General features: G+C 71.1%; 27 protein-coding genes and 1 tRNA gene. 14 read left to right on the top strand and 14 right to left on the bottom strand.

Translation table 11 applies throughout. The annotated features are described in order from the left end of the window. Positions 1-11: 11 nt before the first annotated feature. Complete coding sequence (locus ACTMTJ_RS23345; RefSeq protein WP_441219830.1) at positions 12-1,670, top strand: FAD-dependent oxidoreductase; 1,659 nt, start codon at positions 12-14, stop codon at positions 1,668-1,670. Continuing rightward, positions 1,667-3,082 carry an ATP-binding protein gene (locus tag ACTMTJ_RS23340; protein WP_441219829.1) on the top strand — a complete coding sequence of 472 codons (1,416 nt, stop codon included), beginning with the start codon at positions 1,667-1,669 and terminating at the stop codon, positions 3,080-3,082. Before ACTMTJ_RS23345 ends, ACTMTJ_RS23340 begins: the two co-directional genes overlap by 4 nt. Before the next feature lie 750 nt (positions 3,083-3,832). Here ACTMTJ_RS23340 and ACTMTJ_RS23335 read toward each other — a convergent pair. Genes ACTMTJ_RS23335 through ACTMTJ_RS23320 form a run of 4 tightly spaced genes read right to left on the bottom strand, consistent with a single transcriptional unit; the run spans position 3,833 to position 8,001 of the window. Beyond that, complete coding sequence (locus tag ACTMTJ_RS23335) at positions 3,833-4,843, bottom strand: LacI family DNA-binding transcriptional regulator (RefSeq protein WP_441219828.1); 1,011 nt, start codon at positions 4,841-4,843, stop codon at positions 3,833-3,835. After that, a complete protein-coding gene (locus tag ACTMTJ_RS23330) occupies positions 4,840-5,670 on the bottom strand; it encodes a carbohydrate ABC transporter permease (protein ID WP_441219827.1) in 831 nt (276 codons plus the stop codon). Before ACTMTJ_RS23330 ends, ACTMTJ_RS23335 begins: the two co-directional genes overlap by 4 nt. After that, positions 5,667-6,644, bottom strand: coding sequence for a carbohydrate ABC transporter permease (locus ACTMTJ_RS23325; protein ID WP_441219826.1), 978 nt, complete (start codon positions 6,642-6,644; stop codon positions 5,667-5,669). Before ACTMTJ_RS23325 ends, ACTMTJ_RS23330 begins: the two co-directional genes overlap by 4 nt. 43 nt (positions 6,645-6,687) lie before the next feature. Beyond that, complete coding sequence (locus ACTMTJ_RS23320) at positions 6,688-8,001, bottom strand: ABC transporter substrate-binding protein (protein ID WP_441219825.1); 1,314 nt, start codon at positions 7,999-8,001, stop codon at positions 6,688-6,690. Positions 8,002-8,158: 157 nt separating this feature from the next. On the opposite strand from ACTMTJ_RS23320, the gene pdxR reads away from it, so the two are divergent. After that, positions 8,159-9,616 carry a MocR-like pyridoxine biosynthesis transcription factor PdxR gene (gene pdxR / locus ACTMTJ_RS23315; protein WP_441219824.1) on the top strand — a complete coding sequence of 486 codons (1,458 nt, stop codon included), beginning with the start codon at positions 8,159-8,161 and terminating at the stop codon, positions 9,614-9,616. 22 nt (positions 9,617-9,638) lie between these two features. Here the strand turns inward: pdxR and ACTMTJ_RS23310 are convergent, their stop codons facing one another. Then, the gene (locus ACTMTJ_RS23310; protein ID WP_441219823.1) at positions 9,639-10,292 is read right to left on the bottom strand and encodes a class I SAM-dependent methyltransferase; all 654 of its coding nucleotides are present in this window, start codon (positions 10,290-10,292) and stop codon (positions 9,639-9,641) included. A gap of 91 nt (positions 10,293-10,383) precedes the next feature. Next, positions 10,384-10,587 (bottom strand): cold-shock protein, encoded by a 204-nt coding sequence (locus ACTMTJ_RS23305; protein WP_441219822.1) that lies wholly within the window; start codon positions 10,585-10,587, stop codon positions 10,384-10,386. A 219-nt stretch (positions 10,588-10,806) separates the two neighbouring features. On the opposite strand from ACTMTJ_RS23305, the gene ACTMTJ_RS23300 reads away from it, so the two are divergent. After that, positions 10,807-11,025, top strand: a complete 219-nt coding sequence (locus ACTMTJ_RS23300; RefSeq protein WP_441219821.1) for a hypothetical protein — start codon at positions 10,807-10,809, stop codon at positions 11,023-11,025. A gap of 9 nt (positions 11,026-11,034) precedes the next feature. Here the strand turns inward: ACTMTJ_RS23300 and ACTMTJ_RS23295 are convergent, their stop codons facing one another. The 3 genes from ACTMTJ_RS23295 to ACTMTJ_RS23285 form a co-directional block, all read right to left on the bottom strand. Next, entirely contained in the window at positions 11,035-11,376 is a 342-nt protein-coding gene (locus ACTMTJ_RS23295; RefSeq protein WP_441219820.1) for a hypothetical protein, read from the bottom strand. A 68-nt stretch (positions 11,377-11,444) separates the two neighbouring features. Then, positions 11,445-12,260 (bottom strand): GNAT family N-acetyltransferase, encoded by an 816-nt coding sequence (locus ACTMTJ_RS23290; RefSeq protein WP_441219819.1) that lies wholly within the window; start codon positions 12,258-12,260, stop codon positions 11,445-11,447. Continuing rightward, the gene (locus tag ACTMTJ_RS23285) at positions 12,238-12,774 is read right to left on the bottom strand and encodes a carboxymuconolactone decarboxylase family protein (RefSeq protein ID WP_441219818.1); all 537 of its coding nucleotides are present in this window, start codon (positions 12,772-12,774) and stop codon (positions 12,238-12,240) included. Before ACTMTJ_RS23285 ends, ACTMTJ_RS23290 begins: the two co-directional genes overlap by 23 nt. 75 nt (positions 12,775-12,849) lie before the next feature. Here ACTMTJ_RS23285 and ACTMTJ_RS23280 point away from each other — a divergent pair, with 75 nt between their 5' ends. After that, positions 12,850-13,182 carry a winged helix-turn-helix transcriptional regulator gene (locus ACTMTJ_RS23280; RefSeq protein ID WP_441219817.1) on the top strand — a complete coding sequence of 111 codons (333 nt, stop codon included), beginning with the start codon at positions 12,850-12,852 and terminating at the stop codon, positions 13,180-13,182. Between the two features lie 190 nt (positions 13,183-13,372). On the opposite strand, the gene ACTMTJ_RS23275 is transcribed toward ACTMTJ_RS23280, so the two are convergent. From ACTMTJ_RS23275 to ACTMTJ_RS23265, 3 genes are all read right to left on the bottom strand, one after another. Next, complete coding sequence (locus ACTMTJ_RS23275; protein ID WP_441219816.1) at positions 13,373-14,170, bottom strand: hypothetical protein; 798 nt, start codon at positions 14,168-14,170, stop codon at positions 13,373-13,375. Positions 14,171-14,214: 44 nt separating this feature from the next. Beyond that, positions 14,215-14,287: transfer RNA gene (locus ACTMTJ_RS23270), tRNA-Arg, on the bottom strand. Between the two features lie 150 nt (positions 14,288-14,437). Beyond that, a complete protein-coding gene (locus ACTMTJ_RS23265) occupies positions 14,438-15,436 on the bottom strand; it encodes an alpha/beta hydrolase (RefSeq protein ID WP_441219815.1) in 999 nt (332 codons plus the stop codon). 182 nt (positions 15,437-15,618) lie between these two features. On the opposite strand from ACTMTJ_RS23265, the gene ssb reads away from it, so the two are divergent. The 6 genes from ssb (at position 15,619) to ACTMTJ_RS23235 (ending at position 22,498) form a co-directional block, all read left to right on the top strand. Continuing rightward, entirely contained in the window at positions 15,619-16,467 is an 849-nt protein-coding gene (gene ssb, locus ACTMTJ_RS23260) for a single-stranded DNA-binding protein (protein ID WP_441219814.1), read from the top strand. Between the two features lie 305 nt (positions 16,468-16,772). Continuing rightward, positions 16,773-17,801 carry a cobalamin biosynthesis protein gene (locus tag ACTMTJ_RS23255; protein WP_441219813.1) on the top strand — a complete coding sequence of 343 codons (1,029 nt, stop codon included), beginning with the start codon at positions 16,773-16,775 and terminating at the stop codon, positions 17,799-17,801. Continuing rightward, entirely contained in the window at positions 17,798-19,327 is a 1,530-nt protein-coding gene (locus ACTMTJ_RS23250) for a cobyric acid synthase (RefSeq protein WP_441219812.1), read from the top strand. The genes ACTMTJ_RS23255 and ACTMTJ_RS23250 overlap by 4 nt, the downstream gene beginning before the upstream one ends. Then, complete coding sequence (locus ACTMTJ_RS23245; RefSeq protein WP_441219811.1) at positions 19,324-19,872, top strand: uridine kinase family protein; 549 nt, start codon at positions 19,324-19,326, stop codon at positions 19,870-19,872. Before ACTMTJ_RS23250 ends, ACTMTJ_RS23245 begins: the two co-directional genes overlap by 4 nt. Positions 19,873-19,963: 91 nt before the next feature. Then, positions 19,964-21,136 carry a M48 family metallopeptidase gene (locus tag ACTMTJ_RS23240; RefSeq protein ID WP_441219810.1) on the top strand — a complete coding sequence of 391 codons (1,173 nt, stop codon included), beginning with the start codon at positions 19,964-19,966 and terminating at the stop codon, positions 21,134-21,136. Between the two features lie 15 nt (positions 21,137-21,151). After that, a complete protein-coding gene (locus tag ACTMTJ_RS23235) occupies positions 21,152-22,498 on the top strand; it encodes a dipeptidase (RefSeq protein ID WP_441219983.1) in 1,347 nt (448 codons plus the stop codon). A 65-nt stretch (positions 22,499-22,563) separates the two neighbouring features. Here the strand turns inward: ACTMTJ_RS23235 and ACTMTJ_RS23230 are convergent, their stop codons facing one another. Next, on the bottom strand, positions 22,564-23,520 hold the full coding sequence (locus ACTMTJ_RS23230; RefSeq protein ID WP_441219809.1) for a helix-turn-helix transcriptional regulator: 957 nt from the start codon (positions 23,518-23,520) through the stop codon (positions 22,564-22,566). A gap of 63 nt (positions 23,521-23,583) precedes the next feature. On the opposite strand from ACTMTJ_RS23230, the gene ACTMTJ_RS23225 reads away from it, so the two are divergent. Genes ACTMTJ_RS23225 through ACTMTJ_RS23215 form a run of 3 tightly spaced genes read left to right on the top strand, consistent with a single transcriptional unit; the run spans position 23,584 to position 26,407 of the window. Next, complete coding sequence (locus tag ACTMTJ_RS23225; protein WP_441219808.1) at positions 23,584-24,687, top strand: epoxide hydrolase family protein; 1,104 nt, start codon at positions 23,584-23,586, stop codon at positions 24,685-24,687. Continuing rightward, complete coding sequence (locus ACTMTJ_RS23220; RefSeq protein WP_441219807.1) at positions 24,684-25,763, top strand: winged helix DNA-binding domain-containing protein; 1,080 nt, start codon at positions 24,684-24,686, stop codon at positions 25,761-25,763. Before ACTMTJ_RS23225 ends, ACTMTJ_RS23220 begins: the two co-directional genes overlap by 4 nt. After that, a complete protein-coding gene (locus ACTMTJ_RS23215; RefSeq protein WP_441219806.1) occupies positions 25,760-26,407 on the top strand; it encodes an NAD-dependent epimerase/dehydratase family protein in 648 nt (215 codons plus the stop codon). The genes ACTMTJ_RS23220 and ACTMTJ_RS23215 overlap by 4 nt, the downstream gene beginning before the upstream one ends. On the opposite strand, the gene ACTMTJ_RS23210 is transcribed toward ACTMTJ_RS23215, so the two are convergent. Then, positions 26,391-26,774 (bottom strand): winged helix-turn-helix transcriptional regulator, encoded by a 384-nt coding sequence (locus tag ACTMTJ_RS23210; protein WP_441219805.1) that lies wholly within the window; start codon positions 26,772-26,774, stop codon positions 26,391-26,393. The two genes, ACTMTJ_RS23215 and ACTMTJ_RS23210, sit on opposite strands and share 17 nt — an antisense overlap. Positions 26,775-26,791 lie beyond the last annotated feature (17 nt).

Here is a 26,791-nt window from a genome sequence, read left to right as displayed (position 1 = left end):
TTGATTGGGCAATGGCCAACCCAGCGATCGTGACGGTCGACGACGACCCGGCTGTCTCTCGGGCCGTCGCGCGCGACGTGCGGCGCCGCTTCGGCCAGGACTACCGCGTCGTGCGGGCAAGTTCGGGAGCCGAGGCGCTTGACGCGCTCAAGGAGATAAAGCTGCGCGGTGAGCAGGTGGCGGTCCTGCTCGCCGACTACCGGATGCCGCAGATGAACGGCATCCAGTTTCTCGAGGCCGCCATGGACCTTTTTCCCCTCGCCCGGCGGGTGCTGCTGACCGCGTACGCGGACACGGAGGCCGCGATCGACGCGATCAACCTCGTCGACGTCGACCACTACCTGCTCAAACCGTGGCACCCGCCGGAGGAAAAGCTCTATCCGGTGCTCGACTCCCTGCTGGAGGCGTGGCAGGCGACGCCCGCCTCACCCGAGGCCGACACGCGCGTCGTGGGCCACCGGTGGTCGGCCGAGTCGTTCGAGATCCGCGACTTCCTCGCCCGCAACATGGTGCCCTACCGGTGGTACCTCACGGAGGAGCCGGAAGGGCAGCGGCTGCTGACGGCGTCCGGCGCGAGTGAGTCCGACGTGCCCATCGTGGTCACGCCGGACGGCAAGACGCTGGTGCGGCCGTCGGAGGCCGAGGTGGCCGCGCACGTCGGCCTCACCACCACCCCCACGGCCGACTTCTACGACCTGGCGGTGGTCGGCGCCGGGCCGGGCGGGCTCGGCGCGGCGGTGTACGGCGCGTCGGAGGGCCTGCGCACGATCCTCGTCGAACGCCGGGCGACCGGCGGCCAGGCCGGACAGAGCAGCCGGATCGAAAACTACCTGGGCTTTCCGGACGGCGTCTCCGGCGCGCAGCTGACCGACCGGGCCCGCCGCCAGGCGCAGCGCTTCGGCACCGAGCTGCTCACCGCGCAAGATGTCACCTGCCTCGACGTCAAGGGCTCGGCCCGCGTGCTCACCTGCGCGGGCGGGCCGCAGATCGTGGCACACACGGTGATCCTGGCAACCGGCGTCTCGTACCGCACGCTGGACGTGCCCGGCCTCGCCGAGCTGACCGGCCGCGGTGTCTTCTACGGCAGCGCGGCCACCGAGGCGCCCGCCTGCTCGGGCTCCGACGTCTACATCGTCGGCGGGGCCAACTCGGCCGGGCAGGCCGCGGTCTACTTCTCCCGGTACGCCTCGCGGGTGCACCTCGTCGTGCGGGGCGATTCGCTCGCCCAGTCGATGTCCGCGTACCTGATCGAGCAGATCGAGAGCATCCCGCGGATCCAGGTGCACACCTGCACCGAGGTCACCGCCGGCCACGGCACCGAGCACCTCGAAGGGCTCACACTGCGCGACCGGAACACCGGGCAGACTCGCGATGTTGACGCTTCATGGCTGTTCGTCTTCATCGGCGCCGAGCCACACACCGGTTGGCTCGACGGCCAGGTGGAGCGAGACGCGCAGGGCTTCGTGGTGACCGGCCCCGACCTCGTCGTCGGCGGCCGGCGGCCCAAGGGTTGGCGGCTCGACCGCGACCCGTATCACCTGGAGACGAGCGTCTCCGGCGTCTTCGCCGCCGGGGATGTGCGGGCCAACTCGGTCAAGCGGGTGGCGTCCGCGGTGGGCGAGGGCGCGATGGCGGTCACGCTCGTGCACAGGTACCTGGAGGCGCAATGATCTCGAAGGACGATCTCCGGAAGCTGTTCCTCTTCGAGTCGCTCGACGACGCGAAGCTGGAGTGGGTGCAGGAGCACAGCACCGTCGTCGAGTACGAGCCACCCGCGAAGGTCTACATCGAGGGTGAGCCGGCCACCTGCTTCGTCGTGCTGCTGGAGGGCGCGATCGCGTTGACCCGGCGGGTGCACGGGCAAGAAGTCGAGATCACCCGCACCGACCAGCTCGGCGCGTACGGTGGCGCGACCCAGGCCTACATCACCGACAGCGAGTCGAAGACCTACAACAACACGATGGCGCCGCTCGGCCCCGTGCGGGTGCTGGAGCTGCCGGCGGACCAGTTCGGCCCGGCGCTGCGCAAGTGGTTCCCGATGACGATGCACCTGCTCGACGGCCTTTTCCTCGGCATGCGGCGCAGCCAGACGATCGTCGGCGAGCGGGAGCGGCTGCTCGCGCTCGGCTCACTGTCGGCGGGCCTCACCCACGAGCTCAACAACCCGGCCTCCGCGGCCGTGCGCGCCACCGCCACCCTGCGCGACAAGGTCGCCGGCATGCGCCACAAGCTGGCGATGATCGCCGAAGGCAAGATCAACGTGAAGCAGCTGCACCGCCTTGTCGAGCTCCAGGAGGCCGCGGTCAAGCGGGCGGCCAACGCGCCGAAGCTGAAGGCGCTGGAGACCAACGAGGCCGAGGACGCGGTGGTCGACTGGCTCCAGGACCGCGGCCTGTCCTCCGGCTTCGAGTACGACCACGCCGCCACCCTCGTCGCCGGCGACGCCAACGTGGCCTGGCTCGACCTCGTCGCCGAGGCGGTCGACGAGAGCGACCTACAGTCGGCGGTGAGCTGGCTGACGTACACGATCGAGACCGAGCTGCTGATGGGCGAGATCGACGAGTCGGTCAGCCGCATCTCCGCGCTGGTCGGCGCCGCCAAGCAGTACTCGCAGCTGGACCGCGCGCCACACCAGGTGGTCGACGTGCACAAGCTGCTCGACTCGACCCTGATCATGCTGACCGCGAAGATCTCGCCGAACGTGACGGTCGTGAAGGAGTACGACCACACGCTCCCGGAGATCCCCGGCTATCCGGCCGAGCTCAACCAGGTGTGGACCAACCTCATCGACAACGCGCTGGGCGCGATGGGCGGCAGCGGCACGCTGACGATCCGCACCGAGCGCGACGGCGACCAGGTCGCCGTGACGGTCGGCGACACGGGTGGCGGCATCGCGCCGGACATCCGGCCCCGCATCTTCGAGCCCTTCTTCACGACGAAGCCGGTCGGCGAGGGGACGGGGCTGGGCCTGGACATCTCCTACCGCATCGTGGTCAACAAACACCACGGCGACATCAAGGTGCAGTCCGAGCCCGGCAAGACCGAGTTCACCGTCCTGCTCCCGGTCGAAGAGGAGCCGTAGCCAGGGCCCGACTCTCTGGTCGAGGAAGCTGTCGAGCTGATAGCACCCATGCGTTCAAGCTGCGGACCGGTGCTCCCGCCGAGACCGCGCGGGTCGGCGGCGAGCTGGCGCTCGCCGAGATCCCCGGACCCGCGCTGCCAGCCCCGCGGCACAAGATCGCGCCCGCCGTCACCGCCTCAGCGTTGAGCGTTGGCCGCCACGACTGGAACGCTATGGCTGTTATGAGGGCCGGATAACAGCCATAGCGTTCCAGTCGTGGGGACCTGCTTGTTGACCGAGGGCTGTGCCGGACCGGGCAGAATCGTGGAAAGGCTCGCAAACCCTGACCGCGAAAGGTCTCTAGACGACCCCTATTGGACAGAGATTTTGAGCTACCGCGATGTGCGTCGTGGTCCAGACCGCTGCTCCCGCGGCCTCACCCGTCCGCCGTTGGTCACGGCACCCCTGCGCCCAACCGGCCGAGGGAAAGGGGGGCGGGGTTGATCGGGCTCGCGCCGGGCGGTGGTCGACGTTTGTCCACAAAGTCTCGCCCCTTAGCTGGTTACGCTGCGTCAGGATGGCGCCTTCGGGGCTTGTGTCGCGGGCCTGGCAGTGGACGGCCGGGGGTTTCGGCGAGCGCTGCGAGCCGCCGGCCGGGAGCGGTGCCCGCGGGAGCATACGGCCCGCAGCTGACGCGGACGCGGGCAAATATGCCTCGAAGCAACGCCACGGACGGCGACCCTAGCCCCGAAGGTCTCTGGTTGTAGCTGCTTACGCGCTCTCCCTGACGACCAGGTGGGTCGGGAGGATGAGGGCAGGCTCGACTGGCTCGCCCTCGGCGAGGCTCAATAGGAGCCGGACCATCTCGCGGCCGATTTCGATTATCGGCTGGCGGACTGTCGTCAGTGGAGGGTCGGTGTAGCTGGCGAACTCGGCGTCGTCGAAGCCGATCACCGCGACATCGTCCGGCACCCGCCGGCCGGCGTCGCGGAGGGTGCGGAGAGCGCCGTCGGCCATCAGGTCCGACGCGACGAACACCGCGTCCAGCTTGGGGTCGTCGTCCAGCAGGTGGCGCATCGCGACGGCGCCCGACTCGCGGGTGAAGTCGCCGACCGCGACTATCGAGCGGCGGTCCGAGCCGCGCAGGGCGTCGCGGTAGCCGGCCAGGCGTTCGATGCCCGCGACCATGTCCTGCGGTCCCGCGATTGTCGCTATCCGCTGGCGGCCGGCGTCCAGCAGGTGTTGTACGGCGCTTGTCACGCCGCTCACGTGGTCTATGTCCACATAGGGCACTCCGGGCCGGCCCAAGGGGCGGCCGCTGCATACCGCGGGCATGCCGATCCTGGCCAGGGCGCCGGGCAGTGGGTCCATGCCGTGCATCGACGCGAACATCACGCCGTCGACGTGGCGGCCCATCGCGTAGCGTTCGATGCGGTCGTGGCTTGCCGCGGAGCCGGCCATCATCAGCACCAGCTGGCGGTCGGCGGCCTCCAGCTCCTGGCTCACGCCGCGCACGATGCCTGGAAACAGCGGGTCGTCGGAGAAGACGCGGGTGGCGGTCTCGGGGAGTACCAAGGCGATGGAGTCGGTCCGTTGGGTGACCAGCGTGCGGGCAGCCAGGTTGGGCACGTATCCGAGTTCGCGCACCGCGCGGCGGACCGCTTCCTGGATGGGTGGTGCGACCGTCGGGGAGCCGTTGACGACACGGGAGACGGTGGCGCGCGAGACCCCCGCCCGGCGCGCCACCTCCTCCAGCGTCGGGCGCTCGCGTGCGGACGTCACGCCTTGACCGCGCCTTCCATGATCCCCCCGATGATCTGGCGTCCGAAGATGACGAACACGACGAGCAGTGGCAGCGTGGCGATGGCCGTACCCGTGAAGACCTGCGACATGTCCTGGTAGTAGCCGTTGGACAGGGCGCGCAGGGAGAGCTGGACGGTGGGGTTCTCCGGGTCGTTCAGCACGGCGTAGGGCCACAGGAAGTCGTTCCACGTGGTCATGAACGTGAGGAGCCCTAGCACGGCGGCGGCCGGGCGGAGCGCGGGGGCGACCACGCTGCGGAAGATGCGGAACGTGCCGCAGCCGTCGACCCGGGCCGCCTCGATCAGCTCGTCCGAGATGGCCTGGCTGGCGTACTGCCGCATCATGAAGACGCCGAAGCCGGTGACCAGCGCGGGCACGATCACGGCCTGGAGGCGGTCGTTCCAGCCGAGGTCGGTCATCAGCATGTACAGCGGGATGACGCCGAGCTGGGTGGGCACCATCATCGTCGCGATGATGACGAGCAGCAGGGCGTTGGAGCCGCGGAAGCGGAGCTTGGCGAAGGCGAAGCCGGCAAGCGACGAGAAAAACACCACGCTCAGCGTCACGCAGCCGGCGACGATGGCCGAGTTGAGCATGCCGGTGAGGAAGTGGGCGTCGGCGTTGGCGAAGAGGCGGTCGAGGTTGCCGGGCAAATTGCCGCCTGGAGTTACCGGCGGGGGCACCTCGCCCATCGCGTCGCTGGAGCGGGTGGCGACGACGAACATCCAGTAGATCGGGAAGATCGACATCACACCGGCGAGCAGCAGGGCCACGTAGGTGAGGCGCGTGCCTTTCCAGAGACTCATGAGGACCGCGCCGCCCTTCGGATGATCAGTACGTTGACGATGGCCACGACGACGATGAGGGCGAAGAGCATCCAGGCGACCGCGGCGCCGTACCCGAAGTTGTAGTTGGGCGCGAACGCGTTCTCGAACATGTACATCGTCATGGTCTGCGACTCGCGCAGAGACCCGCCGCGGATCGGGTTGGTGCCGGAGTTGAACAGGAGCGGCTCGGTGAAGAGCTGGAGGCCGCCGATCGTGGAGATGATGACGCAGAAGACGATCGTCGGGCGGAGCAGCGGCACCGTGATCGACCAGAACTGCCGCGCCGGGCGGGCACCGTCGATCGCGGCCGACTCGTACAGGTCGCGGGGAATGGCCTGCATCGCGGCCAGGAAGATGAGCGCGTTGTAGCCGGTCCACCGCCAGTCGACCATCGTGGAGATGGCGATCCAGGAGCCGAGCTTGCTGGCGTTCCAGTCGATCGGGCCCACGCCGACGAGGCCCAGCGCCCAGTTGACGAGGCCGAAGTCGCGGCTGAAGAGCTGGCCGAAGACGATCGCCACCGCCGCGGTGGAGGTGATGTTCGGGATCAGCACGCCCATCCGGAAGAACGTGCGCGCGCGGAGCTGGCGGTTGAGCAGGTTGGCCAGCCACAGCGCGAGCAGCAGCTGCGGCACCGTCGAGATGACGAAGATGCCGAGCGTGTTGTACACCGAGTTCCAGAAGTCGCCGTCGCTCATCAGCGCGCTGTAGTTCGCCAGCCCGACGAAGGGGTGCTCGTCGGCGAGCAGGTCCCACTCGTGGAGCGAGACCCACAGCGTGTACACCAGCGGGTAGGCGCCGAACACCGCGAAGAGCACGAAGAACGGCGCGATGTACAGGTACGGCGAGTACTTCACGTCGAGGCGGCTGAGCCGGTGCCGCCGGGGTGCCCCGGGACGCCGGTGGCTGACCGGCGTCCCGGGCTCGGTGCGGATGTCGAGGCTGGTGGCCACTACTTGTCCTTTTTAAATGAGCGACTGCGGGGCTCGGTCGCGCTCATTTGTCAGCGGCCTTCTTGGCGTTCTTCACGGCGTCGGTCCAGCCGTCTGTGGGACTGCGTTGACCGAGTTCGACCGTGCGTACCGCGTTTTCCACCTCCGTCCGCACCGCTTGGTTCTTCGGTCCCATGTAGACCGGCTTGAGGCTCTTCGCGCCGGCGCCGAAGATCTGGCCGGTGGGCGCACCGCTGAAGTACACGCTTGTCGCCGCCGTGACGGCCGGGTCGTCCAGCGCCTGCGGCGAGGAGGGCAGCGGGCCCTTCGCCTTGAACGCGCCGATCTGCCCCTGCGGGCTGGTCAGGAACTTGGCCAGCTCGACCGCCTCGGCCTGGTGTTTGCTCTGCTTGGGCACGGCGAGGAAGGAGCCGCCCCAGTTGCCGCCGTTGCCGGGCACGGTGGCGATGTCCCACTTGCCGGAGGCGCCCGCACCCGCGTTGCCCTCGATGACGCCGGTCATCCACGCCGGGCAGGCGATCGTGGCGAACTTCGACTGCTTGAACGCGGCCACCCAGTCGTCCGACCAAGCTTGGTACTTGCCGGACAGGCCGGAGTCGATGATGTCCATCGTGGTGTCCCAGGCCTGCTTGACCACCGGGTTGCTGTCGACCACGAGGTTGTCGCCGGTGTCGTAGTAGTGGAAGCCGCCGCCGGTGCCGGCGTACTGGAGCACGATCGTGTTGAACGTGTTGGTGGCGGCGTCGAGGAAGGCCGCGCCGGTGTTCTTGGCCTTGAACTGCTCGCCGACCTTGACGTAGTCCTGCCAGGTCGGCCACAGCTTGGACACCGCGTCCCGCTCGGTGGGCAGGCCGGCCCTCTCGAAGAGGTCCTTGCGGTAGCACATCGCCATGCCGCCGACGTCGGTGCCGAGGCCGACGAGCTGCTTGCCGTCAGCGGTGAGCCCCTGGTTCCACTTCCACTCCATGAAGTTGCCCTTGAGCTCGGCCGCGCCGTGGTCGAGCAGGTTGACGAAGTTGCCGGGGTTGGCCTTGTACTCGACGAGCAGGCCCTCCTCGATCGCCACGACGTCGCCGGCGCCCTTGCCCGCCGCGAGCCACTGGGTGAGCTTCGGCGAGTACTCGTCGAGGTTGCTGCCGGTGCCCCGCTCGACGATCTTCACGTTGGGGTGGCTCGCCTCGTACTGCTTGTAGAGCTCGTCATATCCGAACTGCCCGAAGACGTCGACCGTCAACGTGATCGGCCCGTCTCCGCTACCGCTGTCTCCGTCGTCGCCGCCGCAGGCGGCCAGCAAGGTCGCCGTGGTGACGGCGACGGCCACGGCCGCAAACCGGCGACCGCGGGAGTTGACGTGCATAGGTGCCCCTCTCGCGCCGCGCTCCGGTGAGAGCGCTCTCACAGGAGGAGGGTCGTGCTTGATGTCAGGCTTGTCAAGAGAGCGCTCTCAAGCTGTTACCAAACGAGTCCAAGTGAGTCTGTGAGAGCGCTCCCACGGCGGTGCTAGGCTGCGGGCGATGGACATCCACGTCAGCCTCACCGGGCGACGCGACCTGGCCGCCGGCATCTACCGCCAGCTGCTGGACGCGATCCTGGACGGGCGGCTGCGCTCGGGGGAGCGATTGCCGCCCACCCGCGACCTCGCCCAGCGCCTGGAGGTCTCCCGCAACACGGTCGCGGTCGCGTACGAGCGACTGACCGCCGAGGGCTTCCTGGTGAGCCGGGTCGGCGCGGGCACCTTCGTTTCGACCGAGCCACTGGGCCGGCTCCGCTCCCGGGCCGCGCCCTCCAGCTCGAACGTGCTGCCGCGGGCGGTGTGGCGCACCTTGGCTGTGCCCGCCGTCAGCGCGTCCACTGTGGAGTTCGACTTCTCGGTCGGCGTGCCGGACGGCCGTTTCTTCCCGATCGAGACGTGGCGCCGGCTCCTCGCCCGCGAGCTGCGCGCCTCCGCGGTGCGCTCGGCCACCTACGGCGACCCGCGCGGCCACGCCGGCCTGCGCGCCGCCATCGCACGCCACATCGGGGTGGCCCGGTCGGTGCGGGCGGGCGCGGACGACGTGCTCGTCACCCACGGCGCGCAGCAGGCCCTCGACCTGATCGGCCGCGTGCTCGTCGAGCCGGGGAGCACCGTCGCGGTGGAGGAGCCCGGGTACTGGCCGGCGCGGCTGCTCTTCCAGTCGCTCGGCGCGCGCGTCGTGGGCGTGCCGGTGGACGCCGAGGGCATCGACGTGGCCGCGATCCCGGCCGCCGCCCGGCTCGTCTACGTCACGCCGTCACACCAGTTTCCGATGGGTACACCGCTCTCGCTCGCCCGCCGCGCGGCGCTGCTCGCCTGGGCGGAACGGCGGGAAGCGATCGTGATCGAAGACGACTACGACAGCGAGTTTCGCTTCGAGGATCGGCCGCTGGAGCCGTTGCAGAGCCTCGACCGCGGCGGGCGGGTGGTGTACGTCGGCTCGTTCAGCAAGACGCTGCTGCCCATGCTGCGCCTCGGTTTCCTGGTCGCGCCCGCCTCGCTCCAGCCGGCGCTGGCCAGCGCCAAGCTGGTCACCGACTGGCACGGCGACCTGCCGACCCAGGCCGCGTTGGCCCGGTTCGTCGACGAGGGTTTGCTCGCCCGGCACGTGCGCAAGGCCAACCGCCATTACGCCGAACGGCACGCCCTGATCGTGGCGGCGCTGGCGGATGACTTCGCGCCGTGGCTCCGGGTGGTCCCGTCAGCGGCCGGGCTGCACCTGTGCACGCTATCCACAGTGGACGTAGAGCCGGTGGTGGCCGCCGCGTTCTCGGCCGGCGTGGGCGTGCAGGCGCTGCGCGACTATTACCTCGGTGAGTCGGCGCGGGAGGGCTTGGTAATCGGATACGGCGCGATCCCGACCGAGCGCATCGCCGAAGGCCTACGCCGCCTGGCCGCCGCCTTCGGGCGCCTATCAGTCGTCGAAGCTCAGGCCTCTGCCGGACAGGAAGGTTTCTGATCGTTTGTGGCCATCGCACTAGCTAGGCGGGTGACCTGCGCGGGGTGAGCACAGAGGTGCGCTCGATCTGCGCGTCTTCCGGCGTCCCGACGATCGGAACCGGGTAGCTGGCCACGGTCTCCAGCCAGTCGTGGGGCAGGTGGCCCCGGTCCGGGTCGCCGACCAGCACCAGGGCGCCTCGCGCGGCGGCCCGGGCGAGGAACGGTAGGGCGCGCTCGGCCAGCCCGGGGCTGTAGAGGATGTCGCCGGCGAGCACCACCTCGGCGCCCGCGCCGTCGCCGTCGAGCAGGTCGGCCCAGCGAGGGTGGATGGCCACCTCGTTGACCTGGGCGTTCATCTCGATGGCGGCGATGGCGTACGGGTCGACGTCGTTGGCGTCGACCTCACGGGCGCCGGCCATGGCCGCGGCGATCGCGACCAGACCCGAGCCGCTCGCCAGGTCGAGCACCCGCCGGCCGGCGACGACAGACGGATTGTCGAGGACGTAGCGTGCGAGCGCCTGCCCGCCGAGCCAGGCGGATGCCCAAAACGGTGGTGGGAGGCGCCGCCCGGCGTCGGCTTCCAGCCGGGCCCAGAGCAGTATCGCGTCCTCGGCCAGGAACAGCCGTACCTCCGGTGCGAGTGGCACCGAGATCAGGTGGAGGTCGTCGATACCGCGGGAACGAAGGTTGTTCAAGTGATCCTTCAGTGAGCCGCGGCTTGGGTGACGTGAGTGCGTGGCCTGGGGAGTCGCACACCTGCCGCGCTGACGGCAGGCGTGCGAGACCTCAGATCGGGCGGATGTTGGCCGCCTGCGGGCCCTTCTGGCCCTGCTCGATGTCGAACTCGACACGCTGGTTTTCGTCCAGGCTGCGGAAGCCGGAGGACGCGATCTTCGAGTAGTGCGCGAACACGTCCGGGCCGCCGCCGTCCTGGGCGATGAAGCCGAAGCCCTTGTCCGCGTTGAACCACTTCACAGTGCCGAAAGCCATGTCTACTCCTTCAACAAGGCTGATGGGCCCGCACCTTACGGGTCCTGCGTCGCAGGCATCGATCAGCCTCGTTCGGTTATCCGGCGACACAAAAAGCGCCTGGCGGTCATCTGTCCACCAAGCGCTAACTGGGCACACGGAAACCAAACTGCAACCCGTAGACCGTACCACGCCCGCGGGGCACTTTCGCGCGAGACGCCGATGGGGCAGGATCAGCGTATGCGAGTACTTTTCCTGGGCGGTCCGTGGCACGGCGAGCGGCACGAGGTGACGCCGGGACGTGTAGCGCGGGGGCAGGAGTCGCTACCCACGCATTTCAACGTGACCCCTCCGGCCGAGACCGGACGGGTGACCTACGTGCGCCGCTTCGCGCTGGGCGGCGGGGAGCGGCGGCCCGTCTACGTCGCCGCCGACTACGACGGGCCGGCCCGCGCCTGACCGTGCCGGTCAGCCCTGCCAGCCGCGCACAGCCTCGCGGAGACGGTCGACCGCCTCACTGAGCTCGGCGTCGGTCGCGGCACGCATGGCCAGCTCGTCGAGGTAGGCCTCCAGCACGAGCTTGTGCGGCTCGTCGGCGCAGAGCTCGGCCTTGATCACGTCGATCTGGTCGGCGATGCTCCGCGCGTCGGCCAGGTGGGCGCGCCGCTCGTCGAAGGTCTGGTCAACCGCGAACATCGCGGCGCCCACCACCTCGCGAGGTGTCGCCGGGTCGCGGCGCAGGCGGTTTGCCAGCACGTCGAGCAGCAAGCCGCCGGCGAGGAACACGAGCTCGAACTTCTCCTTGGCCACCCGCGACCTCCTATATAGAGGGTTGTCATCACAAAGGGTCGTGGCACGAGTACCTCGTGTCAAGAAGGTCAGCCAAGTGCTTGCATCATCGGGACGAACCAGCGGCCTCGGTCGCCGGGGAGCGTACCGCCGAGCGCCATGACCGCGGTCGAGGTGCGCGGCTCCAGGCCCCGCTCGACCGCCCAGCCGTGCAGCTCGGGGTGCCGGTCGTCGAGGTCGAGGCGGATCGGGCCCTCGACCCCGGCCGCCAGGTCGGCGATCAGGCCACGCGCCTCGGCCGGCGTCGCGGCCACGACCGGACCGATCACGGTGTTGCCGTGGTTGGGCCACGTCGCGCCGTACCCGGTGACGGCTCCTTGGCGCACGACGGCGCGGACCTCCGACGAGAAGGCCGGCAGGCGGTCCATGAGGATTTTTCGGTCCGCGCCGTTGACCTCGGCGTCGAGGCGGTGGATCGCGTCGCGGTCGCCGGGTGTCGCCGGCCGCGAGATGCCCTCGCCGCCGCCGGTGAAGTGTCCGATGTGGGTGAACGTCCGGCCGACGGTGACGAAGCCGAGCCGTTCGTAGAGCGGGCGGCCGTACTCGGTGGCGTTGAGGAAGACGGTCGCGTCGCCCGCGTCGGCGATGGCCTGGGTCATCAGCGCCCGGCCGAGGCCCTGCCGCCCGTGGTGGCTGGCGACGAGCACCATGCTGATCGCGGCGAGGCCGGTGCCGTATCTGGTCAGGATCGCGGTGGCGATGACCTCGCCGCCCTCGCCGCGGATGCCGTAGACCGTGCCGATGTCGAAGAGGAGGCGCCACTTGTGCCGCTCGGGCGGCCAGTCGCGATCCTGCGCGAGGGCCAGGCAGGCGTCCAGGTCGTCAACGGTGAGACGGTCGATCACGCACCCGATCCTGCTGGGCGTCCTCGTCGTCCAGCAAGTTGGTGACGACGTAACTGATCATGCGGTACCACCCGGCGAGGACGAGCAGCTCGATCAGCTGCTCGTCGGTGTAACGGTCGCGCAGCGCCCGCCAGGTCTCGTCTGACCAGCGCGCGTGGTCGTGCAGCTCGTCCGCGGCGTGGATCAGCGGATCGGTGGACTGTCTGACGGCGGTCGCGTCTATCTGTGCCGGCGTGAGGTCGGTGAACGCTATCGCGTGTATGCCCCACTCGTACCAGCCGCCGGCACGGGCGCACGTCCGCAGGATCACCAGCTCGCGGTCGGCGGGTGGCAGTGTGCCGTGGCCGAGCAGGCCGGCGCCGACCACGCGCATCCGCGAGGCGAGCTCGGGGTGGCGCTGGAGGACGCGGAAGAGCACGAGCGGCTCGCGGTCGGTGCCGGGCGGCATCCATTTGGCGAGCGCGGTGGCGACGTCGGTCGCGTACGGCGGGCTGAGTGGAGCGATGCGAGCCACGGCCGGCCTCCCTTGCTGCTTCTGTTTTAGAAGCACGGTAGCGTTTCTCTATTCGAAGCGCCAGGGGGTGTGGGTGTGACCGCTCCGAAGCCGGGTGGGCCGGTCCGGGGTTCGACCACGGGCCGCCCGCTGATGGCCGCGCTGGACCTCTTCGGGCGCCGGTGGAGCCTGCGCATCCTGTGGGAGCTGCGCGAAGGGCCGCTCGGCTTCCGCGCGCTCCAGCACCGTTGCGGCGACATGTCGTCGAGCGTGCTGCGCCAACGCCTGGGCGAACTGGTCGAGAGCCGCGTCGTGGCGCAGCTGCCGGACACCTCGTACGGGCTGACGCCCTTGGGTCGCGACGCCTACCAGGCGCTACGCCCGCTGGCACGGTGGTCGGAGCGGTGGGCCGAGGAGCTGGAGGCGTAGGTGGAGTGGGAGTTCGCCGGCCTCTTGATCGCCGCGTCGTGCTGTCTGTGGGCCACGGCGGCGGTCGGGCTGGGGCTGGCGTTGATCTGGTGGCGGCGGCGCGCTCGGCGCTAGCGCGGCGGCCGGCCGCGAACGTCGGCCGGCTTCGCCGGCCTGGGTGAGTGGCGGCCGAAGGCCGCCGCACTTGGGCCTAGCCGCGATAGACCGCGGTGGCGTCGTCGCTGGCTTTGTTGCGCGGCCACGCCAGGCCGGCTGGATCGCTGGCCTCGAGCGCGCGTACCCGTCTGATCAGCTCCGCCGGGCCGTGTGACTCCAGCAGGTCGAGCGCGCCGGGCCAGTCCAGCTGGCCGAAGAGCGCCACGAGCCGGGCCGCCCCGTCGGAGAGCACGGCCAACCGCCGCACGCCAGGCAACCGCCCGGTGATGGCGCGCCGGGCCGCGGCCGGGTCCGCCGCGGCCACCCAGAAGCCGCCGGTGCGATTGCGCTGGGCGAGCTCGGCGTGCTTCATGCGCAGGAGGGCGGCCCGCTTCTCCGGGGAACCGATCGGGTGCCGGTCGGCCGCGCGGCGCTCGGCGACGGCCGTGGCCTCGATCCGGCCGTCGGTCAGCACGTGCGGGCCGAAGGTGGTGTCGGCGAGCACGGTGACGTCGCCCAGGATCAGGTAGTCGACCGCCTCTTGTCCGACCCGGACGATGGCCGCCGCCGCAGACGGCGTGGCCGGATGGCTCAGGTCACACTCCGGGTGCCGGGCCGCGGTCCGCTCGATGGCCTCCGCCAGCACCGCGTCGAGACCCGGCGCCGGATCGGACGCGCGGCCGACGATCGCGGCGCCGAGACTCTCCGTGTACCAGGAGACGCCGTGCCGGCAGCCGGTGCCGGTGCGCGCGGTCTGGCCGTCGAGGACGATGACGAGATCGTGGGTGGCGTGCACCCAGTCTTCGTTGGGCACGGCAGGGTCACTCGGTGAGGTCACGGCGGAGACGCGCACCGATACACCGTAGGACGTGAATAGATTTCGGATTGAGCTGAGGGCGCGCTCGGCAGGATTCGAACCTGCGACCAACTGCTTAGAAGGCAGCTGCTCTATCCGCTGAGCTACGAGCGCACGACGCAGTGACGGCAACACTGGCCAGCACATATTAGGTTTCCAGGTACGCGGCTGACGAGCACCGGCTTTACGGCCGATGGCGGTGTCGGACCCTCAGGCAACGCTCAGCGGTCCCTCAGGGGTGGTCCGTGCCGTCCGCGGCTGTTTTCAGGCGGCCTCCGCGGCCCCACCGACCTCGTCCATCCGCAGAGGTCTGTGCATGTACGCGCCTATCCAGCGGTCCATCTCGTCGAACACCCGGGCCCGTACCGCCGGCCCGGAGAGGGTGAGATCGTGCATGCCGCCGTCGATCCGGACGACCGTGACGTGCGGGCCCAGGCCCGGCGCCCAGCGCACCATGTGCTCGACGTCGAGGACCGCGTCGGCGAGCGTGGCCGCCTCGTGCCAGCGCGACCCGCGGAAGCTCCGCACCGAGCAGGCCAGCAGCACCGGCGCCGGGATCGCCAGGCCGCTCCGCAGCCGTAGCTGCGCCTCGCGGATCGCGCCCAGCCACCCGGCGCGCACCGGAAAGCCGAGCAGCGGCTTCCACGCCAGGTCGTAGGTCCACTCGCCGCGCTGTTCGGCGTGGAGCGTCTGGCCGTACACGGGAGAGAGGGCGAGTGGGACGATCCGCCGCGGGCGGGAGCGACCGACCCGCGCGACGGCGGCCGCGATCGGGCGGCGCATGACCCAGCGCGCGTTGAAGTCGAAGAACGGGCTGTTGAGGATGAGCCCGTCGACCCAACCCCGGTCGTGGCGGTCGTGTGTCCACAGCGACGTGATCAGGCCGCCGGTGGAGTGGCCGTTGACGAGCAGCGTGTCGTGGCCGTCCTCGTCGCGGATGATGCGGGCCGCGGCGTCGAGCTCCGGGTAGTAGTCGGTGAGGCTGCGGCAGAAGTTGGGCGTCTGGTGTGGACGGAGGCTGCGCCCGTACTTGCGCAGGTCGAGCGCGTAGAAGTCCCAACCGCGGTCGGTGAAGAACTCGGCCAGGTGGGTCTGGAAGAAGTAGTCGACAAACCCGTGCACATAGAGCACCGCGCGCCCGGAGGGCGCTTGTGCGCGGCGGGAGACCAGCGTCGCGACGACCGGGCCCTCGTCGTCGTGGCCCAGGTCGATGACCCTGCTCCGGTACGGCTCGCCGAGGACGTCCGCTTGCCCGTCTTCCATGCGGGAACGGTACGCCATGGTGCCGCGTAGCACATCAGCGCTTGATCAGGTTGTTTTCCACAGGGTGGCCACTTGTCCACAGCCTGGCGGTCGGGTGGTGGCGGGGCGTGGCGTGCGGGGCCACGCTGGCCCACGAGTCGACTCGCACCACAAGCCCTTCGGACCCCTGTGGGGGAGACACGATGTTCGATACCTATCTGACCATGATCGGAAATGTGCTGACCGCTCCCGAGTGGCGGCGAACCAGCCAGAGCAACACGCTTGTCGCGCACTTCAGGGTCGCCTCGACCGCACGCCGCCGCGACCGCCAGACGGGAGAGTGGGTCGACGGCAACAGCCTGCGCGTGCGGGTGAGCTGCTGGCGGAGGCTCGCCGAGGGCGTCGCCTCCAGCGTGATGGTGGGCGATCCGGTGGTCGTCGTCGGCCGCCTCTACACCCGCGACTGGACCGACACCGAGGGCAATGCCCGCGTGACGTACGAAATGGAGGCCGTCACCATCGGCCACGATCTGTCCCGCGGCAAGGCCCGCTTCGCGCGTACCCGCCCGACGGGGCCGACTAGCGCGGTCGAGGACGGTGAGGCGGAAAACCGCGTGCGCGGCGAGGCGACCGAGCCGGTGCCGGAGGGCGAGGCGCCCGCGCGGTATGGCGACCACCCGTTCGACGACCTGCCGGCCCCCGACTTCGGCGCCGCACCGATCTCGCCCGCCCCGGCGTACGACGGGCTGGCGGCGATGCGTGGCGGGCGTGAGTTCGACGAGGAGCTCGACTCGTTCGCGCCCACCGGCGCCGCCGCGGTGCCCGCCGAGCCGGATGACGACGACACCGACGACACCGATGAGGCCGACGACCTCGACGAGGCGGAGGAGGGCGGCGACTCGACGGCTGATGGCCTGAGCGTCGACATGTTGCCGGGAGACGGCGCCGAGCCGGGCGCCGGCCTGACCGACCCGGACGGCCTGCCCGACGCGGACGCGCCCGGCAAGGCACGGGGCCGGCGTGGCCGGAGCCGTACGCCCGTGCCCGCCTAGCCACCGCCCACGGGCTCCGGCTGGCGACGAGCAGCCCGGAGGGCGGGTGGTGTCCAGGGCTCGTGCCCGGACACCGCCGGCGGCGGCCTGCTGCCTCCCGTGGGGCCGCCGCCGGCATCCAGACCAGCGGGTTGGTCGGTCCGCTTGCCGACCATTCCGCAACCGCCCGTCTCGCCGGACCATCGCTCCCAAGCGAGACGGGCGCCCGCCGGGACCGGACCACGCCCCGGCCCCGGCGGGCCCTTGCGGGTCGGGGCCTAGGCTGCGTGAGGAGGTGAGGTCATGCGACCGGGAGTCGGGGGCCGATGAGCCTGGCCAACGCGGCGGGCATGCTCGCCGGCTTCGCCGTCGACGCGCTGGTGGGAGATCCGCGGCGGTTCCATCCGGTGGCCGGCTTCGGGCGGGCCGCGACCGCGCTGGAGCGGAGGCTCTACCGGCCCGACCGGGCGGCGGGCGCCGCGTTCACCGCCGTCGCCGTGGGAGTGCCGGTCGCAGCGGCGCTCGTGGCGAGCGCGGCGACACGCCGCCGGCCGGTCGCGCGGGCGGTGCTCGTGGCGGGGGGCACCTGGGCGGTGCTGGGCGCGCGCACTCTACGGCGGGAGGCCGGGTTCATGGCGGGCGCGCTGGAGCGGGCTGACCTGCCCGCGGCCCGGGGACGCCTCGGCCACCTCTGCGGGCGCGATCCGTCGACCCTCGACGAGCCGGAGCTCGCCCGCGCCACGGTCGAGTCGGTCGCGGAAAACACCTCGGACGCGGTCGTCGCACCGCTCTTCTGGGGCGCGGTCGCCGGATTGCCGGGGCTTGTCGCCTACCGGGCGGTCAATACGCTCGACGCGATGGTGGGGCACCGTTCCGCGCGCTACGAGCGGTTCGGCACCGCGGCCGCGCGGCTCGACGACGTGCTCAACCTCGTGCCGTCCCGGCTGACCGCCGCGCTCACCGTGGCCGCCGCGCCGGTGGTGGACGGGGAGCGGGCGGAGACGCTGCGGGTCTGGCGGCGCGACGGCGGCGACCACCCCAGCCCCAACGCCGGCCACTGCGAGGCGGCCATGGCCGGCGCGCTCGGTGTCCGCCTCGGCGGCCGCAACGTCTACTTCGGACGGTCGGAGACCCGCCCGTTCCTCGGCGACGGGCCGCGGCCGGTCGCGCTCGACATCCGCCGCGCCGCCCTGCTCTCGGGCACGGTCGGCGTGGCCGCGCTCGCGCTCGCCGCCGGCGCCGCGGCGATCGCCGGTCTGGCCCAAGGCCGCGGGCGCCCCACCGCGCGGGGTGGCTGGGCCGCGGGAGTGGCCCGGCGGCGTATGCGGAGCGCGACGGTAGGGAGCGGGCTGTGAGCGGCGGGCTGCTCGTCGCGGGCACCACGTCCGACGCGGGAAAGAGCGTGCTCACCGCGGGCATCTGTCGCTGGCTGCATCGGCGGGGCGTGAAGGTGGCGCCCTTCAAGGCGCAAAACATGTCCAACAACTCGGCCGTCGTCGACGGCGCCGGGCGGGGCGGCGAGATCGGGCGGGCGCAGGCGATGCAGGCGGCGGCCAGTGGTGTGGCGGCCGATGTGCGCTTCAACCCCGTGCTGCTCAAGCCGGGCAGCGACCGGTCGAGCCAGGTGGTGCTGCTGGGCGAGGCGATCGACACGGTCACGGCGGGCGACTACCGGGCGCTGCGGCCGCGGCTGGCCGGGGCGGTGTTCGACACGCTGGCCGAGTTGCGCGCCGAGTACGACGTGGTTGTCTGCGAGGGTGCCGGCAGCCCGGCGGAGATCAACCTGCGCGACGGCGACTTCGTCAACATGGGGCTGGCGCGGCGGGCCGGGTTGCCCGCGATCGTGGTGGGCGACATCGATCGGGGCGGGGTGTTCGCCGCGCTGTTCGGGACCGTGGCGCTGCTGGAGCCGGCCGACCAGGCGCTGGTGGCCGGGTTCGTAGTCAACAAGTTTCGCGGCGACCCGGGGCTCCTCGCACCCGGGCTGGAGATGATCCGGGCGGCGAGCGGGCGGCCGGTGCTGGGCGTGTTGCCGTGGCAGCTCGACCTCTGGCTCGACGCCGAAGACTCGCTCGCGTACGGCCGGGTGCTCGGGCGGCCCGCACCGCCGCGTGGGACGGAATGGTTGCGGGTGGCGGTGGTGCGGCTGCCGCGGGTCTCCAACGCGACCGACGCGGAGGCGCTTGCCACCGAGCCGGGCGTGCGGGTGCGGCTCACGATCGAGCCGGCCGAGCTCGCCGACGCGGATCTGGTGGTGCTGCCCGGTTCGAAGTCCACAGTGGATGACCTGGCCTGGCTGCGGGAGACGGGCCTCGCGGATGCCGTGGCGGCGCACGCGGCGTCGGGGCGGCCGGTGCTCGGCATCTGCGGCGGGTTCCAGATGCTCGGCACGCTCATCCACGACGAGGTGGAGAGCCGCCGGGGGACGGTGGCCGGGCTCGGGCTGCTGCCGGTCGAGGTGACGTTCGGGGCGCGCAAGATCCTGGCGCAGTCGGCGGGTGTGGCGTTCGGTTCGGTGCCCGTGCGCGGATACGAGATCCACCACGGATACGTCTCCCGCGCCGATCCCTCGCTCGCCCCCCTCATCCAGGCCGCGGACGGCCGGGGCGAGGGTGCCGTGGCGGGCAACGTGTTCGGCACGCACTGGCACGGTGCGTTCGAGTCAGACGAGTTCCGGCGGCGGTTTCTGAGCGAGGCGGCGCGGTTGGCGGGGCGGTCGGGCTTCGTGGTGGCGCCGGACACGGTGTTCGCGGCGGTGCGCGAGCGGACCCTCGACCTGCTCGGTGACCTGGTCGAGGAGCACCTGGACACCGATGCTCTGCTGCGGTTGATCGAGTCGGGCCCGCCCGAGCTTCCCGTGATCGAGGCCGCTCTCAGATGAGGGTCGAGCGCATCGCCGAGGAGGTGTGGGCGCGGTCACCCCGGCTGGGCGAGACGCGGCTGGTGGCGGTCGACGGGCCGAGCGGGGCGGGCAAGACCTCGTTCGCGGCGCGGCTGGCCGAGGCGATCGGGCCGGAAACGCCAATCGTGCACACCGACGACCTGCTCGACGGGTGGGGCGACCAGGTGACGTTCTGGCCACGGCTGGAGCAGTGGGTGCTCGCCCCGTTGCGGGAGGGACGGGCGGGGCGCTACCGGCGGTACGACTGGGAAGCGGGCCACTTCGGTCGAGAGTGGACGGAGGTGCCACCCGCGCCCGTGGTGGTGCTGGAAGGCGTCACCTCGGCGCGGGCGGCGATCAGGCCGGAGCTGACGCTGTCGATCTTCCTGACCGCGCCGCTCGACGAGCGGATCCGGCGCACGGATCGGCGCGACGGCGGGACGCTCTCGGTGTACCTGGAGGAGTGGCGGCGGGGCGAGGAGGCGCACTTCGCCGCGGACGCCACCGCCGATCACGCCGACGTGGTGGTGGATACGACCACCTAGGGGAGATCTCCGGGACGTCAGCCATGGACGTGGTGGACACGCTGGGGCACCATCGGCATGAGCGGCATCACATCTACCCGGGGGAGCGAGCATGACGTCAGAGGATGCGGGCGGGACGGCGACACCGGCTGAGCCCCCGGCGCGGCGCCGCGTCGTGCTCACCGGCATCAGCTCCCGGGCCTGGGAGCACCCGGCCGACCGGGGCGCGCTCACCGCGTTGCGCGAGCTGCGCGGCTTCGACGACGTGGTCAAGGCCTTCTTCGGGATGTGGAATGAGCGGGGCTTCCGCCTCATGTACCTCGCTTCCGCCATCCGAGTTGACCACCGGCAGTACCCGGCTGTCTACCAGCGGTACACGGAAGCGGCCCAGTCGCTCGACATCCCGGAGCTGCCCGAGCTCTACGTGCGGCAGGACCCGTTCCTCAACGGCAACGCGATCGGGCTCGACAAGCCGTTCGTCGTGATCAACACTGCGGCCGTGCAGCAGCTCGACGGCGACGAGTTGCGCGCGCTGCTCGGGCACGAGCTGGGACACATTCGCAGCGGCCACGCGGTCTACAAGACGATCATGATGATCCTCACCGGCTGGGCACAGAGCCTCAGCTGGCTGCCGGTCGGCTCGATCGCCCTGCGGGCCATCATCGCGGCGATGCTGGAGTGGTGGCGCAAGGCCGAGCTCTCCGCCGACCGGGCGGGCCTGCTGGCCGGCCAGGACACCGCGGCTTCGCTGCGGCTGCTGATGAAGATGGCCGGCGGCGGTGACCTCTCCCAGGTCGACACGGCCGCGTTCCTGGAGCAGGCCTCGGAGTACGACGGCGGCGGCGACGTGCGCGACAGCCTCCACAAGCTGCGCATGACGCTGTGGTCGACGCACCCGGTGCCGGTGGCCCGGGCCGCGTCGCTGCGGCAGTGGATCGACAGCGGTGGCTACCAGCGGATCCTCGACGGCGACTACCCGCGGCGCGATGACGACGCGACAGCCTCGGTGACCACCGAGATCAAGGCGGCGGCCGAGTCCTACCGCGAAGAGTTCCGGCGCACGCAGGACCCGCTGGTCGGGCTGCTGCGGCGGCTCGGCGACGGCGCGACCGAGATGGGCGAGTGGGCCGGTGGCGCGGCCGGGCGGGCACGCGCCTGGTTCGGCGCCGCGGGCGAGGCCGCGGCGCGGGCGGCGCGCGGCGAGCAGCGCACCACCCCGCCGACCAACGGCACTGACAGCACCGACCGCACTGACGGCAACGGGAGCAACACCGACGGGTCGTAGGATCGCTGCATGACCTTGAGCGAGCCTGAGCTGCGCGCGGCGATCACGCGCGAGCTTCCCGGAGTCCGTGCCGATCTCGAACGCCTCGTCCGCATCCCCGGCATCGCGTTCGACGGCTTCGACCACTCCCACGTGGAGCGTTCCGCCGAAGCGGTGGCGGAGTTGCTGCGCGGCTGCGGGCTCGATACGAGGATCGTGCGTTCGGACGGTCTGCCCGCGGTCATCGGGCGCAAGGCCGCCCCGCCCGGCGCGCCGACCGTGCTGCTCTACGCGCACCACGACGTCCAGCCGACCGGCGACCTCGCGCTGTGGGAGAGCGACCCGTTCGTGCCGGTCGAGCGCGACGGGCGCCTGTACGCGCGCGGCGCCGCGGACGACAAGGCCGGCGTGATGGCACACGTGGCGGCCCTCCGCGCGTTCGGCGACGACCTGCCGGTGGGCGTCGTGATCTTCGTGGAGGGCGAGGAGGAGTTCGGCTCGGCCTCGCTGGAGCGGCTGCTCGCCGAGCACCGCGACGACCTCGCCGCCGACGTCATCGTGATCGCCGACTCGGGCAACTGGGACATCGGCGTGCCGGCGCTGACCACGTCGCTGCGCGGCATCGTCAACATGTTCGTCGAGGTGCGCACCGCCGACCACGCCGTGCACAGCGGCATGTTCGGCGGTGCCGTGCCCGACTCGCTGACCGTGCTCGCCAAGTTGCTCGCCACGCTCCACGACGAGGCCGGCGACGTGGCCGTCGACGGGCTTATCTCGGCCGGGCCCACGGCCGTCGACTACCCCGAGGAGCGGCTGCGCGAGGAGGCCAGCCTGCTCGACGGAGTGTCCTTTGTGGGCACCGGGCGGCTGACCGAGCGGATCTGGCACAAGCCGGCGGTTTCGGTGCTCGGCATCGACGCCCCGCGCACCAGCGAGGCGCCCAACGCACTCGCCCCCTCGGCCAAGGCGAAGATCAGCATCCGCCTGGCGCCCGGCGACGACCCCAAGACCGCGTACGCGGCGATGAAGGCCCACCTGGAAAAGCACGTGTCGTGGGGCGCGCACGCCGAGGTGACCTTCGAGCACGACGGCTCGCCCTGCGTGATCGACGCGAGCGGCCCGATATTCGACGCCGCGCGCGAGGCGTTTCGCACCGCGTGGGACGGCGTCGCACCGGTGGACATCGGCGTGGGCGGGTCGATCCCGTTCATCGCGACCTTCCAGGAGATGTTTCCGGTCGCGGCGATCCTGGTCACCGGCGTCGAAGACCCGCACGCCCAGGCGCACGGCCCGAACGAGAGCCTCCACCTTGGAGAGTTCGCCCGGGTCTGCCTCGCCGAGGCGCTCCTGCTCGCAAACGTCGCCAGCGTGGGAAAGCCCTAGAGGATCAAACTTCTTTGAGCTACCGCGACGGACGTCGCGGTAGCTCAGATTCTTCGCGGCCGTGGCTAGGTCGCGCGGGCGTAGCGGTCGGACAGGGTGCGCAGGTAGGAGACCAGCTCGGGTGGGGATGTCACCTCGAAGTCGACGTCGAGCATCCCGAGGTAAACGGCGAGCGTGGTGATGCTGTCGGCACCTGTCTCGAGCACGCACCTGTGTGCGTCGACCGCCTCGACCACGCCCACCGCCGGGTTGATGCGCTCGGCCACCACGTCGGCGGGGGCGTGCACTACCACACGTGCGTGGTGCCGCCAGCCGGCCGCCGATACGCCGCGTGCCACGTGCTCGGCCGCGCCGCCGGGGGGACCTGGCCGCGGTGCGAAGCGTGGGCCGGTCGGGGTGCGCGGGGCGATCCGGTCGACGCGAAACGTGCGCCAGTCCTGGCGGTCGACGTCCCACGCCACCAGGTACCAGCGGCGGCCCCAGGAGACGAGGCGGTGGGGCTCGACCGAGCGGATCGTGGCGGAGCCGTCGTGGCCGCGGTAGTCGAAGCGGACGCGCTCGGCGTCCCGGCAGGCGGCCGCCAGGAGCGTGAGCACTCCCGGGTCGACCGTGTGGCCGGAGCGATCGGGCGGCACCGGCACGGTGAAGGACTGGAGCGCGTTCACCCGGTGGCGTAGCCGGGCGGGCAGCACCTGTTCGAGCTTGGCCAGCGCGCGCACCGACGTCTCCTCGATCCCCGCGACGGTGCCGCCGGCGGCCGTGCGGAGGCCGACCGCTACGGCGACCGCCTCGTCGTCATCGAGTAGCAGTGGCGGCATCGCGGCGCCCGCGCCGAGCCGGTAGCCGCCGTCGGTGCCGCGTGAGGCGTGCACTGGGTAGCCGAGGTCGCGGAGGCGGTCGACGTCGCGGCGGACGGTGCGCTCGCTCACCTCCAGCCGCTCGGCCAGCGCGGCGCCCGACCAGTCGCGCCTGCCCTGCAACAACGAGAGCAGGCGGAGGAGTCTTGCCGATGTCTCGAGCATGAGGAAAATCGTGCCAGACCTTTAGGACAGGAGCTGACCGGAAGGGTCCGTAGCGTTCTCGGCATGACAGAGAACACCGAGATCAAGCCGTTTCGCATCTTCGTCCCGCAGGCCCAACTCGACGACCTCCGCGAGCGCCTCGACCGCACCCGTTGGCCCGACGAGATCGCCGGCGCCGGGTGGGACTACGGGATGCCGGTGGCCTACGTGCGGCGGCTGGCCGACTACTGGCGGACCGGGTACGAGTGGCGGCGGTGGGAGGCGGAGCTGAACAAGTACCCGCAGTTCACCACCACGATCGACGGGCAGAACATCCACTTCATCCACGTCCGTTCGGACCGCGAGGACGCTCTCCCGCTGATCGTCACGCACGGGTGGCCGGGTTCGGTCGTGGAGTACCTCCGGGCGATCGAGCCGCTGTCGCGCGACTTCCACCTGGTGATCCCGTCGCTGCCGGGCTTCGGCTTCTCCGGCCCGACCAGCGACAAGGGCTGGAGCCGCTACCGCACGGCCAGGGCGTGGGCGGAGCTGATGCGGCGGCTCGGCTACGACAGGTACGGCGCGATGGGCAACGACGGCGGCTCGATGGTCAGCCCCGAGATCGGTCGCGTCGACCCGGAGCACGTGGTGGGCGTGCACGTGACCCAGATCTTCTCGTTTCCCTCCGGCGACCCGGCCGAGATGGAGAAGCTCAGCCCCGAGGAGTTCAAGGGCCTCGAGGTGTTGCAGTGGTTCTACGAGAACAAGATGTCCTTCAACACCCTCCACTCGCAGCAGCCGCAGACCCTCGCGTACGCGATCTACGACTCGCCCGCCGGCCTGCTCGGCTGGAACACGCAGCTCTTCGGCGAGGACGTGGACGACGACTTCATCCTCACCAACATCATGCTTTACTGGCTGACCGGCACCGCCACCTCGGCGACGCGCTTCTACTACGAGGACGCGCACGCCGCCGAGGCCAAGGCGCCGGCCGAGCCGACGACCGTGCCGCTGGGGGTGGCGATGTTCGAGGGCGACTTCGTGTCGATGCGCACGTTCGCCGAGCGCGACCACAGCAACATCGTGTCCTGGCACGCGTACGAGGAGCCGGGCGGCCACTACGCCGCACACCTGGCGACCGAGACGCTGGTCGGTGACGTGCGCGCGTTCTTCGACGGGTTGCGGTGACCGCGACACTGACGTGGCGCGCCCTCGGGCGCGCCACGCTCGCCCGCCAGCACCTGCTGGAGCGCGCGCCGCTGGGCGTGGCCGAGGCGGTCGAGCATCTCGTCGGCATGCAGGGCCAGGCGCCGCACGCGCCCTACCTAGGGCTGTGGAGCCGGCTGTCCACATTCGACCCGGAGGAGCTGAGCGGGCTCCTGCGCGACCGGCAGGTGGTGCGGATCGCGCTGATGCGCGGCACGGTCCACCTGGTCACCGCCCGCGACGCGCGCGGCCTCCGCCCGCTCACCCAGCCGATCTACGACCGCGACCTGCGGACCAACACCATGCACGCCGCGCCGCTGGCCGGCCTCGATCTCGCCGCGTTGGCCGCCGCCGGGCGCGAGCTTCTTTCCCAACCCCGATCTGGTACCGAGCTCGGGGCGCTCCTGCGGGAACGGTGGCCCGAGCGGGAGGCGGCGTCGCTGGCCTATGGCGTGCGCGGGCTCCTGCCGCTTGTGCAGGTGCCGCCGCGCGGTCTGTGGGGGCGCAGCGGGCAGCCGGTGCTCACCACGCTCGAGGCGTGGACCGGTGAGCCGATGTCCGCGATGGACCCGGCTGCGCTGGTGACCCGCTATCTTGGCGCGTTCGGGCCGGCGACCGTGCAGGACGTGCAGACCTGGTCCGGCCTCACCGGGTTGCGCGAGGTGGTGCACGGCCTCCCGCTCGCCCGCTTTCGCGACGAGGCGGGGCGCGACGTCTTCGACCTGCCGGACGCGCCCCGACCCGACCCGGACACACCGGCGCCGGTGCGCCTGCTCGCCGACTTCGACAACGTGCTCTTCTCGCACGCCGACCGCACCCGGGTGATCGCCGACGCGCACCGGGAGCACATGATCCGGCACCGGCTCGTGCGGGCGGTCCTCGTCGACGGGGTGGTGGCCGGCACCTGGACGATCGCGAAGCGGCGGCTCACGGTGCAGCCCTTCGGCCGGGTCACCAAGCGCGACCGGAGCGCGATCGAGAAGGAGGGGGCGCGGCTGCTCGCGTTGGTCGCGCCGGGCGCCGATCCGTCCGATGTGGCGGTAGGTTCAGCGGCGTGAGAGTCGTCGTCTTCGGCGCGACCGGCATGCTCGGGCAGGGCGTGCTGCGCGAGTGCCTGCTCGCACCCGATGTGGAGAGTGTGGTGACGGTCGGGCGCACGCCGACCGGGGTAACGCACGAAAAGCTGCGCGATGTCGTCCACAAGGACCTGCTCGACCTGTCGCCGATCGCGGGCGAGCTGGCCGGCCTGGACGCGTGTTTCTTCTGCCTCGGCGTTTCCTCGACCGGCATGAGCGAGGCCGACTACCGGCGGATCACGTACGACGTGACGATGGCCGCCGCCCGGGTGCTGGCGGCGGACAGCCCGGACCTCACGTTCGTCTACGTCTCGGGCGCCGGCACCGACGGCAAGGCGATGTGGGCGCGGGTCAAGAAGCAGACCGAAGACGCGCTGCTGGAGCTCTTCCCGAAGGCGTACATGTTTCGCCCCGGGTTCATCCAGGCGAAGTACGGCGCCACGTCGAGGACCCGGCTCTATCGGGTCGTCTACCGCTTCGTGGCGCCGATCGCGCCGCTGCTGCGGCGGCTCTTTCCCCACCAGATCACCACGACCGAGCTGATCGGGCTGGCCATGCTCAACACGGCTCGGCACGGCGCGCCCAAGCGTGTCCTCGACCCGAGGGACATCAACTCACTGGCGTGAGCGTGTGCTCCCGGTCGTATGCCATACGCGCCGCGCCGATCGTGGCGCGATGCCGCTCGGCCCAGGTCGTCAGCGTGACCAGCGACTCGTAGAGCTCCAGCGCGATGTCGGTCGCCGTGTACTCCACCTTGGGCGGGACGGTCGGGTAAACCGTGCGGACCAGCAGGCCGTCACGCTCCAACTGGCGCAGGGTGAGCGTGAGCATGCGCCGGCTGATGCCCTCGATCGACCGCTCCAGCTCGGTGAAGCGGACCGGCCCCTTCGACGCGGCCACCAGGATGCTGATGCTCCACTTGCCGCCCACGCTGTCGAGCACCTGGCGGACGGTGCAGGCCTGGTCTGTCACATCCGTGTTTCCCTGGGACATTTAAGTGCCTCCTTACG

The organism is Phytohabitans sp. LJ34, from assembly GCF_052068095.1.
Taxonomy (GTDB): domain Bacteria; phylum Actinomycetota; class Actinomycetes; order Mycobacteriales; family Micromonosporaceae; genus Phytohabitans.
The sequence above is the reverse complement of the archived record's forward strand: the minus strand, read 5'-3'. Positions and strand labels throughout refer to the sequence as shown.